Genomic DNA, 12,548 nt, shown 5'->3' with positions numbered 1-12,548 from the left:
TATTTAGCGGCCTAGATATTGGTTAACGAGGGCTTTCTGTTGCAGAGACCAGACGATGCTCTGTTCTATATCGTCGGTAATAGGATCAAACTTTGCTGTCTCCTTGTATTTTTTGAGTGGCAGCGCGGCGTTCGGGTCTTGGTCTGCCAAGAATAGGACTTGGCTTATCGCGTGTTTGAGAACAGGATCCATGTCAGGTCGAACGAGCATAAACGCACGCGGCACAGAGGGGCTCGTGTAGATAACGCGCAGCTGTTCTTTGATTGGTGCCGGAATTTCTTTCTCCCAGTCGATATCACTGAACGCCGCAGCGGATACGATTTTACGATGTACCCAACTCATCATATTGGACTCACCGCCCGCAGATGAGAACTCATCGGAAAAGAAGTAGCCAATTTTATCTGCAGGTGGCAGATCGCGGAGTGAAGTCACTTCATGCAGCGGATAGCCTTGTTCTATGAGCGCAGAGACAGGAAGTAGAAACGCGCTGGTGGAGTTACGATCCTCAAAGACGATTACTTTGCCCACCAAATCATCCAATGTATGGATGTCAGAGTCTTGATGAACGAAGAAAAGTGAGGCGTAGTTGGCTACGCCGTTTTTCCAGCGCCGCGCAATCATCTCAGCATGGCTGTACTTGATAAGATCGTCCGAGGCATACACCGTCTCTGACACGATATCTACTTGGCCACTTTTGACCCAATTGGCCAGCTGAAGGTTAGTTTTGGCCACCACAACTTTGGCTTGTACAATACCATGTTGATGGAGGTTCGCCGCTAAGTAATCGGCAAAGGGCTGCGCACGTTTAAAAGCTTTCTTCGGGTTGGAGCTAAGCGTGCCAAGAATAAGGGTTTGCTCGCGCGTAATCTCAGGTGATTCTCTCGCGAATACGCGAGGTAAACTCAACAGCAACGCGATGGACAAGGCGGTAACAGCAATGTGAACCCAGTGGCGTGGTGTCATAACTCTCCCCTTATTTGAAGAAGATACACGTCACTGTCTGCGCAGTGTTTTAAACAAATGAACAACTGACTTAATAAATTAAGTCTAGTGTGACTCGTAATATTGAGCAATATGAATGATAAACTGCTCATCAAGCTTGAGCGAAAGTTCACGGTTTACAATGTAAATGCTAGGCAGAAAAAGGCTTCTCATGCTGAGAAGCCGGTTCAATGAGTTTATAGAGTGGGGTGAAGGCCGCAGAATGCTTAACGCTCGTCTAGCCACGTTTGCAAATCGAACGTGCGTATATTGCCTGCATCCTCAAGGTGAATCTGCGCTCTGCGAGTTGCCAAATCAAGTTGCAGCGTTGCGCGACTGTCTAAATGAACCCATTCCATCGTAAGGCTTGAACCCTCGCCAGCCACGCTAAAACTACCATCAAACGCGGCGCTGCGATTACGCAATCGAATCAGTTCACACAAGGCGTTGACGACAGGCTTACCTCGTTCAGCGGCTAGCTGCGCTGGTGTGAGGTAAGGGCGATTGATGTCTCGACCCACTTGAGTACGATGGAGCAGGGCCATGTCGTTGTGCATCGCCAACAAACCGCCGTAGTAGACTTGAGGAACGCCGGGGCTGAAGAACTGAATGGCTCTCGCCACCAAATAATCAAAATCGCATCGCCCTAGTGCGTCATAGTAGCTGCAATTGACTTGGTAGAGATCGAGATTATTCGCCGCGCTACCTGTTGCCTGCTGACTCTCTCCTTGGCTCTTTTGATGAATCGTCTCGACGAGCCGATCAATTTGTTCGGCGTTGAGTAACCCCGGTTTGTCACCTTCAGGGCCAGCGTCGATGATACCGATGCCATCGTGCGTATCGAGCACGGTTAAACAGTTTCGTGGCGCGATCGTCAGCCACTTGACCAACGCCTCGACATTATTGCTATAGAGGGTGTGTAGGACCAGTGGCGGCAGGGCAAAGTCGTAGACACGATTGACTTTGCTTGCCACGTCAATTTGGGTTTTATAGTGGCTATGAATTTCAGCCACGGTCTCCATGCCAAGTGCGTTGGCGCGCTTGGATAAGGCATCGATAAACGCAAAGGTATCCTCAATCATAAAGCAGGAGGTGCCCGCGCGTTTAATCGCATAGCCTGCAGCGTCAAGACGAATAATTTTTACGCCGTTATCAGCGAATAGGGTCAGTACGCGCTCAAGGTAGGCTTGACCCGCTTGCGTTTCCACATTAATGTCGATTTGATTGTCAGTGAAAGTGGTCCAAAAGTTGACGGATTCACCGCTGGCGAGGGTTTTTGCGCTAAAACAACTGCCCGGACGAGGGCGATAGATCCGCTTAGCTTGCTCTTCACTGATGCCATCTGGAAACAGATCGCGCTCTTTAAGAAACATCGACCAATACTCAGAGGCTTCGCCTTTCTCCAGCACATCCAAAAACTCGGGTGATTGGCCAGAGGCATGGTTGACGATAAGGTCGGCCATGATTTCAACGTCTTTGCCAAGTTCGTTGAGATCGGGCCAATCGCCAAGCCTTGGGTCGATTTGAGCATGATCAATGGGATCAAATCCCGCGTCGCTACCATCAATTGGGTAATAGAACGGCAAAATATGCACGCCGCCAAAGAGGTCGCTCAACGTGTTGCTGAGTGTGTTGCGCAGCGCATGAAGACCGCCACCCGTTAGGCGGTCTGTGTAAGTGATTAACTGAACTTGGTTTTTCATCGGATTCTCTTTTTTTACACTCTCTTGTCCAAACTCTCTTGTTCAAACAGGGTGAGCGATAGACACACTACAGATGTTTCAGTGAGATACCTTGTTGGTTGAACAAGTGAATCTTATCGGGCTCGGCCGTCAGTTTAATTTGCTCGCCTTTGTGATAGTCGAGAATACCCGGCAGTTTGGCCACGATGGACTCTTCATGATTGGGCACCTGAATGTGCAGCAGCGTGACTTCACCGAGCGATTCGACAAACAGCACCGTGCCCGTCATCAGTTCTTGCCCCTCGGCGGCGACGCGAAAATCTTCTGGGCGAATGCCCATTTGCAAGGTGTCGCCAACTAATGAGCTCTGCGCTGCGATCGGGACAGTAATGGTGAGGCCGCTTTCGGCTTTGATCTGAGACTCGCTGCCTGCCGCTTCAAGAGTGACTGGGCTAATGTTCATCGCAGGTGAGCCAATAAAGCGCGCAACAAACACGTTCGCTGGATTGGTGTAGAGTTCCAGTGGGGTGCCGACCTGTTCAATCTTGCCTGCTGACAGTACCACAATGCGATCGGCGAGCGTCATGGCCTCGACCTGATCGTGCGTCACGTAGATCATCGTGGTTTGCTTGAGCTCCTCTTTTAAGTTGGCAATCTCTATACGCGTTTGTACCCGCAGCGCCGCGTCGAGGTTAGAGAGTGGCTCATCAAAAAGGAAGACTTTTGGTTGGCGTACAATCGCGCGGCCAATCGCCACTCGCTGTCTTTGCCCACCGGACAGCGCTTTCGGTAAACGGTCGAGGTAAGGTTCTAGTTGCAGCATGCGCGCGGCTTCCATTACTCGCTCATGGATCGCTTCTTTTGACTCTTTCGCGATGCGCATCGCAAACGCCATGTTGTCGTAAACCGTCATATGCGGGTAGAGGGCGTAGGTTTGAAACACCATCGCGATACCGCGCATCGCCGCAGGCAAATCGTTGACTTTCGCCCCTTCAATAAACAAATCACCAGAGGTGATCTCTTCCAACCCCGCAATCATGCGCAGCAAGGTGGATTTACCACAGCCTGATGGCCCGACAAAGACGATAAATTCGCCTTGATCAATCTCCAAATCGACACCGTGAATGACTTGGGTGTCACCGTAGGCTTTTTTTACGTTGGTCAGTGTTAATCCTGTCATTATCAATTCTCTTCAATCCTTGGCTGGTTATTTCACAGAGCCAGAAAGTAATCCGCGCACTAAGTAGCGCTGCAAGGCAAAAAATACGGTCAGTGGTACAGCAATTGAGACAAAGGCTGAGGCCGTGAGGATCTCCCAGTTACCGCCACGAGAGCCGAGCAGTTCGCGTAAGCGGGCGGTGAGCACCATGTGCTCTTCTCCTGTGCCTAAGAAAACCGTCGCGACCAGTAAGTCATTCCATACCCAAAGGAATTGGAAAATGCCAAAAGAGGCAAGGGCAGGGAAGGAGAGTGGCAGTACGATGCGCATAAAGATCTCAAAGTCTGTCGCACCGTCTACCTTGGCGGACTCAATGATCTCCCTTGGTAGGCTAGAGATGTAGTTGCGCAGCAGATAAATCGCCAGTGGCAGACCAAAGCCGGTGTGCGCAAGCCAGATACCGAGATAGGTTTTCGCGCCCACGCCAAAGAAGGCGCCAATGTCGTTGTAGAGACGCAGCAACGGGATCAGTGACATCTGCAATGGCACAACAAGCAAGCCAACGACCATAGCAATCAGCAAGTTACGACCAGGCATCTTCATCCAAGAGAGCGCATACGCAGCGTACGCAGCGATCAAAATCGGGATGATGGTAGCGGGAATCGTCACGGTGAGTGAGTTAATGAATGAGCGTCCAATCCCCTCTGCGGTCAGTACCTCGCGGTAGTTATCTAAGCCAAACTTGGGCGGCACGACGGCGGTATAGAAAATACGTTTGCCACGTGAGCCTTTGAACGGCTCGTTTGAGACCATTTCATAGTGACCATCTTCAGTGACGGTCAATGTCCCGTCGTTCATCTCGGCCACGTCGCCGGGTTGGTAAGCGGTCGGCTCTCTTGAGGAGAAACCAAATGCTTTAATATCAACAGGCTCACCATCAAGCAGCAGTTGCCCGGCAAGCACATACTGATCGCCCCGTTGAATTTGCGTGTCTGGATCGCCGGTGCGATCAACGAGATTTTGTTCGGATGCGGTAAGGGATGTCCACCAACCACTCAGGGCAAGCTGATCTTTATCTCGGAATGAGGAGATAAACAGGCCTGCGGTCGGCAGTGTCCAAAGAATCACGATGACGAGCACCGAAAAGTGGACAAGAAAGGTCAGCGGTGAGCGCCTAAGTTTACTCAGGCTAAACTTGGCTTGGCTCACATTGGGTGCTGTGGTTTGAGGCTGAGACATTAACGATCCTCCATTTGAGCACTGGCTTGGCGCATGTTCCACACCATAACAGGAACAACCGCGACCATGATCACCACGGCAATCGCCGCGCCGCGGCCAAAGTCACCGCCGCCTCTAAACATCCAGTCGAACATCATGTTCGCCAGCACCTGTGTACTCCATTGACCGTTGGTCATAGCAAGGACGATATCGAACACTTTCAGCACTAAGATGGTGATGGTGGTCCAGACCACAGCAATGGTGCCCCAAATCTGTGGAATGAGTATTTTGAAGAAGATTTGCACGCCATTGGCCCCATCAAGGACCGCCGCTTCCACCGTCTCTTCGGGAATACCGCGCAGCGCGGCTGAGAGAATCACCATCGCAAAGCCGGTTTGAATCCAAATTAAGATCACCATCAAAAAGAAATTATTCCAAAAAGGGAGGGTAATCCATGCTTGCGCCGTACCGCCGAACAGTTCGACGATGGCGTTTAAAATACCGATTTGTTCTGAGCCTGACGCACGATAGTCATAAACGAACTTCCAGATGATCGACGCACCGATAAAGGAGATGGCCATCGGCATAAAAATCAAGCTTTTGGCAATATTGCCCCAGCTGACTTTATCGGTCAGCGCCGCGATCACCAAGCCAAAGAAGGTCGAGGCAGCCGGTACGACCAATAGCCACAATAGGTTGTTGAACAGGGATTCACGAAACTCCGGATCGTTAAACAGCCAGGTGTAGTTACTCAAGCCTACAAACTCAAAGCCGTTTCGATCGTGCAGTGATAACACCACAGATTCAAAAACGGGATAAATAAGGTAGAGGCCCAAAAACGCCAACGCTGGGCCAAGAAAGAGCCAAGGGCGAATCGCTGCGGCGCGACGCAGGTTTTGCGCCATAGTCTGATTGGAAACCCGACGAGTCGGGAAGATCACGCTAAGTAACCAGTTGGTGCCGACAAAGTAGACCACGCAACTGGCGACGCCTAGCGCCATGATAAATAAAGAGGAATAGAGTTGCTCCATCACGACCTCAACTTGGAACCCTTGCCGACAGAAAACGCTTAGCTGACTGTCGAGGGTTGAACATCAATACGGCAGTCTCATCAGCGGGCTACCATATATAGCCCGCATGGGATGAGATGAACTATTTGAGCGCATCCCAGGTTTTTTGGATGTCGTTGGCGACATCTTGCGCCGATTTACCGCCGCTGTAGTCGACCATGCCTGTCCAGAATGCGCCTGCGCCGATTTTACCTGGCATCAAGTCAGAGCCGTCAAAGCGGAAGGTTGTGGCTTGAAGTAAGATCTCACCTTGTTTTTTCAAGGTGTCGTTGCCGTACGCATCCACGTTAGCGCCTTTGTGCGGTGTTAAGAAACCAGACTGAGCCATCCAAATTTCATGCGCAATCGGCGATTGGAGGAACTCCATGAACGCACGAGCCGCTTTGGAATCTTTGGTGATGCTCCACATGGTGCCGGCACCCAGTACCGGTTTACCTAAGTCTTTCGACTCATAAGCAGGGAAGTAGAAGAAGTCCGCATCCGCGCCCAGTTCCGTTCCTTCAGGGAAGAAGCTTGGAATGAATGACGCTTGACGGTGCATGTAACATTTGGCCGGAGAGGTAAAGAGACCTTTTGGCGAATCCCTAAAGTCAGTTGCAGCGACCGCACGCGCACCGCCATCCACGTAGGCGTCGTTGCGAACAAACCAGCCGAATTCTTCAATTGCGCCGACCACTTTCGCGTCGTTGAATTTCAGCTCGTTGCTGACCCATTTGTCGTAATCTGCGGGTGATTGGGTGCGCAGCATCATGTCTTCTACCCAGTCAGTGGCTGGCCAGCCGGTTGCGCCGCCAGAACCTAGACCGACACACCAAGGTGTTTCACCGTCTTTGACGATTTGATCGGTAAGCGCTTTAAGCTCTTCCATGGTTTCTGGTACTTCGTAGCCCGCGTCTTCAAAGTTTTCAGGCACATACCAAACCAGTGATTTCAAATCGACTTTATAGAAGAAGCCGTAGAGCGCTTCTTTGCCATCTTTGCCGGCAAATGTGCCCAGGTCGACCCAGGATGAGCCTGCCGCATAGTTATCATTAATCCAGTCGGCCATGGAGGGCTCAAGTGGCGTGAGGAAGCCTTTTGAGGCCAAATCAGCCGCAAGACCTGGCTGCGGGAAGATCGCAATGTTCGGTGCACTACCTGCTTGTACATCGATGGCGATTTGCTGCTCAAACGAGTCTGAGCCAGAGTATTTCACCACGGCGCCTGTTGCCGCTTCGAAGTAGGCGATAACGCTTTCCACCAGCTCCTTATCTTCGGTCAACCAAGGGCCGAATACGGTGACGGTTTCACCTTTTAAATCCATATTTTTGAGTGCTTCGAAGCTCTGCCAATTAAAGCGAGCGTCTTCACCCGGTGCGTACTTCAGTTCGGCGGCAAACGCGGAGGTAGCAGAAATCGCGACCGCGATTGCACCAGCAAGTAGAGAGGTTTTCATCAGTAAGACTCCATGTATTCGATACCCTTTACCTTCAATGGGTTAGGGTGGGTTCAGATACTTTGTTTCATTGTTATAATTGATGTTATTCCCTAGACTTAACCCATCAAGATTCTATAACTTCTATAAAGACCAGTAATTTCTTAATCGATTAAGCTATCAATAAACAACATAAGACGTTATTTCAAATTCGCCTGTTTTTCTGCTCAATCTTGTGCTTTTGATCAAGTTTTTCTCTGGTTTGCTGCTCACTCTATGACCGCTGTCAAACTAATCAATTTTTAGTGATTAAGTGAGTTCCTTATTTCTTCTTAATCGATTTAGAATTGTGACATATAACCCTGATCTATCGACGCCGTTGGTGTGGTTCACTCAGGGAGTCAGTGAAGGAGTGGTAGTGCGATGAGCAGTGAAAGGCGAAAACCGACGTTGAAAACCGTGGCGGCCCATCTTGGGGTCTCGACCGCGACGGTGTCGAACGCTTTTAATCGTCCCAACCAACTCTCCCAGTCTCTGCGTGAGAAAATTTTGGCGGAGTGTGAAACGCTTGGTTACACGGGGCCAAGCATTACGGCGCGCAGTTTAAGAACGGGAAAAACAGGCGTGATTGGTGTATTGCTGGCAGACAGCCTGGCGTACAATTTTACCGATCCGGTGGCGACCGAATTTCTCGCGGGAATATCAAAAACCTTGGACGCAGCACACGTCAATATGCTGCTGCTGCCCTCCAATCACGAGAACTACCAAAATACGCAGGTGGAAACCATTCCGGATAGCTTTATCGTCTATGGTAAGCCGATGGACCCGAGCGTGATCAATCTAATTTTGCGTCAACACAAGCCGGTGGTGTCGGTGGATTTCTCTCTTCCTGATATTCCTTCCGTGAACGTAGATAACTTCACCGCGTGCTATGAGATCGCTAAACACGCCATTCGTAGCCCGGATGACAATGTGTTGATTCTCGGCCTGCGTCTAGAGCCGTCGACCTCCATGTCGCTGGCGAACCTGAGCTCACTGTATACCAGTGAAGAGTCCGTCTCGCGTTGCCGATTTGAAGGTTATAAAAAAGCTTTGGCAGAAATCGGGATTGATTTGGCCTACGAGAACGTCTGGCAGATTCACGACCTTGACGAAACCAGCCTGAAAACCATGCTGCGCGGCGCGTTGGCCAACCCGAAAAAAGTCGATGTGCTGCTCTGTATGAGTGACAAAATCGCCCTCGCCGCGCTGGATGTGGCCAATGAACTTAGTCTTTCTATGCCCGATACACTGCGCGTTGTCGGCTTTGATGGCATTCCGAAAGCGGCGCAAGCGGGCCTGACAACGATTGCTCAACCGATTATGAAAAAGGGCCAAGTGGCCGCGCAAATGGCGCTTGGACACATCCCTTACGAAACCGTCCAACTGGACACAGAGCTGGTGGTTCGCACCAGCAGTTAACTTGCTAAGGAGTCTCCCATGACGACGGGACAACTGGAAAAACGCTGGTGGCACGATGCCGTGGTGTACCAAATCTACCCAAGAAGCTTTAATGATTCTAATGGGGACGGGATTGGTGATATTCCGGGCATCATCGACAAACTGGATTACATTCAAGAGCTCGGAGCCAATGTGATTTGGCTCAGTCCTGTCTACAAGTCACCGATGGATGACAACGGTTACGACATTTCAGACTATCAGCAGATCGCGCCGGAATTTGGCACCATGGCGGACATGGACAGGCTGTTGGCAGAAGCCGACAAACGCGGCATCAAGATTGTGATGGATCTGGTGGTGAACCATACCTCTGATGAACATCCTTGGTTTATTGAATCGAAAAGCAGCAAGGATAACCCTAAGCGCGATTGGTACATCTGGAAAGATCCCAAACCCGATGGTAGTGAACCCAACAACTGGGAGTCTTTCTTTAAGCCCAAAGCGTGGACACTGGATGAGAATACTGGCCAGTATTATTTGCACCTGTTTAGCAATCGCCAGCCGGATCTCAACTGGGCCAATCCAGAAGTGCGTGAAGCCGTGTATGAGATGATGCATTTTTGGCTCAAAAAGGGGCTTGGCGGGTTTCGCATGGATGTGATCAACATGATTGGTAAGCCATCTGATTTTCCCGATGCGACCATTTTTGATGCCGGTGTCGCAGGCTGGGAACATTGGTCCAATAACCTGTTGGTGCACCAGTACTTACGTGAAATGCATGAGAAGGTACTTCAGCATTACGATGTGTTGACGGTAGGCGAAACGCCCTTCACGACGACCTTAGATGGCCGCTACTATTCGCACCCTGATCGCAAAGAGATCAGCATGATTTTCCAATTTGAGCACGTCAGCATTGATCGCGAAGAGCATAACGCAGTGAAAAAGCCGTTCGATCTGGTGCAGTACAAGGAGATCATGGCACGTTGGCAAGACGATTTGTACCAAAAAGGCTGGAACAGCGTCTATTGGAGCAATCATGATCAGCCGCGTACCGTCTCTCGCTACGGTTGTGATTCGCCGCAATATCGAGTCATCAGTGCGAAAATGCTCGGTACGGTGCTGCACATGATGAGCGGCACGCCCTACATCTATCAAGGCGAAGAAATTGGCATGACCAACAAGCACTTTGCCAGTATCGAGGAGTTTAACGATTTGATGGCCAAGTTCCATTATCAAAAAATGATGGAGCGTGGCATGGCAGAGCAAGACGCATTGGCGTTTCTCAACGACTTCTCACGCGATCATGCCCGAGTGCCGGTGCAGTGGGAAGATGCGGCCAATGCGGGATTCACCACCGGGACACCGTGGTTGCCGGTCAATGACAACTATCCAGAGATCAATGCGGCGCAAGCGGTGCTTGATCCTAACTCGATTTACCATCACTACCGCGCCCTGATTGCGCTGCGTAAAAGTGAAGAGTTTGGTGATGTGGTGGTGTATGGCCGTCACACATTGCTCGACCCGCAAGACAGTGAAGTGTACGCCTATGTGAGGCAAGATGAGCAAAGCGGCCGCGCTCTGTTGGTTGTGGCGAACTTTACTGCTCAAACCTTAGAGCGCCGCTATCCGTATCAAGCCAAACAAGTGCTGATCAACAACTATCCGCAAGCGGAATTTAACCTTGATGGATTAACCTTAGCGCCGTATCAAGCAGTGGTGATGGAGATTACGGCAAGCGTTTAAGTGGGCGTTTGGCACCTTCATTCTCACCGCTATAGCGTGAGTTCATAAGCCGCATAGCATCAACACTATGCGGCTTTTTACTTAAAACTCACACGGCGCTTGGAAGATGAGCGGCTCTTTAGTGTAAGGGTGCTCAAACTCCAATCGCTCGGCATGCAAATGTAGGCGATCAGCTTTATGGCCGTAGAGCGCATCACCGACAATCGGGATGGCGAGGCCAAGGTGATGGGCACAGTGAACGCGCAATTGATGGGTGCGTCCTGTTCTTGGGTAAAGCCGTAACTTGCTGCGCCCATCGCGTTGTTCAATTAATTGCCAATGGGTTAACGCCGGTTTGCCGTGTTCAAAGCAAACCAGTTGGCGTGGTCTATCTTCTGGGTCGCCTCGTAGCGGCAGCGAAATCTCCCCTTCATTGCCAGGCACTTGGCCATCGATTAGCGCGATGTAGCGTTTTTGTACTTGGCGAGAGATAAACTGTTTTTGCAGACTTTTGTTCGCACGGCGCGTGAGAGCGAACACCAAAAGTCCAGAGGTCGCCATATCTAATCGATGAATAACAAACGGCCCTTCACACTCAGGGTAGCGCTCAGTCAAACGGGTGTAGGCGGAATCTGTGATGGTTTTGCCCGGGACTGAAAGTAGGCCTGAAGGCTTATTGACCACCACCATGGCGTCATCTTCATAGATAATGTCGAGGGGCAGGTTTTCGGCCCAGTTTTGCTCAAGTGGATTGTCATTCACCTCTAGCCCTTGCAGCATGTGGCCGAGAATCGGTTGACACTTACTATTGCACGATGGATAAAAATGACGATGCTGGCGAATTTCCGATTTGGGTGACACTCCCCACCAAAACTCCGCCATAGCCAGTGGCGTATAACCATGCTGATAGGCGTAGTGGAGCAGTTTCGGCGCAGCGCATTCACCTGCGCCAGCAGGGGGCGTCGGGGTGGTGGTTGGGGCGAAAATCGCATTGAGTGAGCGCGATTCACCGCGTGCATTGAGAAACTGATAGTGGTCAAACAACTTGTGTTGCAGTTGGTTTGAGAGCGTTTTGCGCTTTTGTTTTAACGCGTCTAACTGCGCTTGTTGTTCGTCAATGCGTCGCTGTAATGCTGTCGCTTTCTCTTCCCACTCCAGTTTTAGATACTTGAGGCGGTTTTTATCCGCGACACTCTGTTTTGCTAATTCATCGAGGCGCGCTTGCTGCTCGGCGCTGTGTGGCTCGCTTTGTAGGGTTTGGCGCTCTGCTTTGCGCTCAGCGCGGCGCGTGATCATGGTTTGTCTCAGAGAGTGCTCCTCTTTGGAGAACGTCTGATTGAGCGTGGTGAGCGCCTCGATGAGCGGTGTCAGATCGTGGTTTTGCTGCCAAGCGGTGACTTGCGCATTAATGTCGGTGATTTGCGCTAATTCTCGGCGGAAAAAGCTCTCTTCCGCGAGCATATCAAAGACGGGCGGGACAAAACCGGGCAGAAGGTTTTGGTCAGCAATTTTGCCTGAAAAAGCAGAAAAGAAACCAATCTCACCTTGCGGTGAGCGTACTAACAGCACTCCAAACATTTTTCCACTTGAGTGTTGCACGGCTGCAGAATCACTCTTCAGAGCGCCGTTTGGCGAAACACCAAAGTCATGCTGCCACTGGGTTTGGCTCATCAAGTGTTGCTGCAACTGCGCAGCTGCTGCCACGCACAGCGGATGCGGCTGGTAGTAGAAGGGGAAGGTGAACTTCTCAGGTAGTGTGCGGGTATCTATCGCTGGTTCAAAGCGAGTAAACAGCGAGTCCGGTTGGTGCATGGCTGGCATTCATTCTTGATTCAATCTGGCGCCGATTGTACCGAATTAGCGTT

The 12,548-nt window shown here is 50.8% G+C and carries 9 protein-coding genes; 2 read left to right on the top strand and 7 right to left on the bottom strand.

Features of this window, described 5'->3' with window-relative positions; all coding sequences use genetic code 11:
- Window positions 1-3 precede the first annotated feature (3 nt).
- From AC6R0S_RS08385 to AC6R0S_RS08360, 6 genes are all read right to left on the bottom strand, one after another.
- Window positions 4-963: a phosphate/phosphite/phosphonate ABC transporter substrate-binding protein gene (locus tag AC6R0S_RS08385; protein WP_500637686.1), complete on the bottom strand. Its 960-nt coding sequence runs from the start codon at window positions 961-963 to the stop codon at window positions 4-6.
- 245 nt (window positions 964-1,208) lie between these two features.
- A complete protein-coding gene (gtfA, locus tag AC6R0S_RS08380) occupies window positions 1,209-2,684 on the bottom strand; it encodes a sucrose phosphorylase (RefSeq protein ID WP_500637685.1) in 1,476 nt (491 codons plus the stop codon).
- Window positions 2,685-2,751: 67 nt separating this feature from the next.
- Window positions 2,752-3,843, bottom strand: a complete 1,092-nt coding sequence (locus tag AC6R0S_RS08375; RefSeq protein ID WP_500637684.1) for an ABC transporter ATP-binding protein — start codon at window positions 3,841-3,843, stop codon at window positions 2,752-2,754.
- 27 nt (window positions 3,844-3,870) lie between these two features.
- Window positions 3,871-5,061 carry a carbohydrate ABC transporter permease gene (locus AC6R0S_RS08370; protein WP_500625372.1) on the bottom strand — a complete coding sequence of 397 codons (1,191 nt, stop codon included), beginning with the start codon at window positions 5,059-5,061 and terminating at the stop codon, window positions 3,871-3,873.
- Window positions 5,061-6,071: a carbohydrate ABC transporter permease gene (locus AC6R0S_RS08365; RefSeq protein ID WP_487903479.1), complete on the bottom strand. Its 1,011-nt coding sequence runs from the start codon at window positions 6,069-6,071 to the stop codon at window positions 5,061-5,063. Before AC6R0S_RS08365 ends, AC6R0S_RS08370 begins: the two co-directional genes overlap by 1 nt.
- A 121-nt stretch (window positions 6,072-6,192) precedes the next feature.
- The gene (locus AC6R0S_RS08360) at window positions 6,193-7,545 is read right to left on the bottom strand and encodes an ABC transporter substrate-binding protein (RefSeq protein WP_500637683.1); all 1,353 of its coding nucleotides are present in this window, start codon (window positions 7,543-7,545) and stop codon (window positions 6,193-6,195) included.
- A gap of 402 nt (window positions 7,546-7,947) precedes the next feature.
- Here AC6R0S_RS08360 and AC6R0S_RS08355 point away from each other — a divergent pair, with 402 nt between their 5' ends.
- Together AC6R0S_RS08355 and AC6R0S_RS08350 are read left to right on the top strand one after the other, a co-directional pair.
- Entirely contained in the window at window positions 7,948-8,985 is a 1,038-nt protein-coding gene (locus tag AC6R0S_RS08355; RefSeq protein WP_500637682.1) for a LacI family DNA-binding transcriptional regulator, read from the top strand.
- Between the two features lie 18 nt (window positions 8,986-9,003).
- Window positions 9,004-10,704, top strand: a complete 1,701-nt coding sequence (locus AC6R0S_RS08350) for a glycoside hydrolase family 13 protein (protein ID WP_500637681.1) — start codon at window positions 9,004-9,006, stop codon at window positions 10,702-10,704.
- 81 nt (window positions 10,705-10,785) lie between these two features.
- Here the strand turns inward: AC6R0S_RS08350 and AC6R0S_RS08345 are convergent, their stop codons facing one another.
- Window positions 10,786-12,495, bottom strand: coding sequence for an RluA family pseudouridine synthase (locus tag AC6R0S_RS08345; protein ID WP_500637680.1), 1,710 nt, complete (start codon window positions 12,493-12,495; stop codon window positions 10,786-10,788).
- Window positions 12,496-12,548: the final 53 nt, after the last annotated feature.

The organism is Vibrio sp. R15-SG3-ISO1B (assembly GCF_059833835.1).
Note: the sequence above shows the minus strand (reverse complement) of the source record. Positions and strands in the feature narration are given on the sequence as shown.

Excerpts from the sequence above, each read along its gene's own strand:
- AC6R0S_RS08385 (WP_500637686.1), bottom strand. The coding sequence starts at position 963 with ATGACACCACGCCACTGGGTTCACATTGCTGTTACCGCCTTGTCCATC.
- AC6R0S_RS08365 (WP_487903479.1), bottom strand. The coding sequence starts at position 6,071 with ATGGAGCAACTCTATTCCTCTTTATTTATCATGGCGCTAGGCGTCGCC.
- AC6R0S_RS08350 (WP_500637681.1), top strand. The coding sequence starts at position 9,004 with ATGACGACGGGACAACTGGAAAAACGCTGGTGGCACGATGCCGTGGTG.
- AC6R0S_RS08345 (WP_500637680.1), bottom strand. The coding sequence starts at position 12,495 with ATGCACCAACCGGACTCGCTGTTTACTCGCTTTGAACCAGCGATAGAT.
- AC6R0S_RS08375 (WP_500637684.1), bottom strand. The coding sequence starts at position 3,843 with ATGACAGGATTAACACTGACCAACGTAAAAAAAGCCTACGGTGACACC.
- AC6R0S_RS08370 (WP_500625372.1), bottom strand. The coding sequence starts at position 5,061 with ATGTCTCAGCCTCAAACCACAGCACCCAATGTGAGCCAAGCCAAGTTT.
- gtfA (WP_500637685.1), bottom strand. The coding sequence starts at position 2,684 with ATGAAAAACCAAGTTCAGTTAATCACTTACACAGACCGCCTAACGGGT.
- AC6R0S_RS08360 (WP_500637683.1), bottom strand. The coding sequence starts at position 7,545 with ATGAAAACCTCTCTACTTGCTGGTGCAATCGCGGTCGCGATTTCTGCT.
- AC6R0S_RS08355 (WP_500637682.1), top strand. The coding sequence starts at position 7,948 with ATGAGCAGTGAAAGGCGAAAACCGACGTTGAAAACCGTGGCGGCCCAT.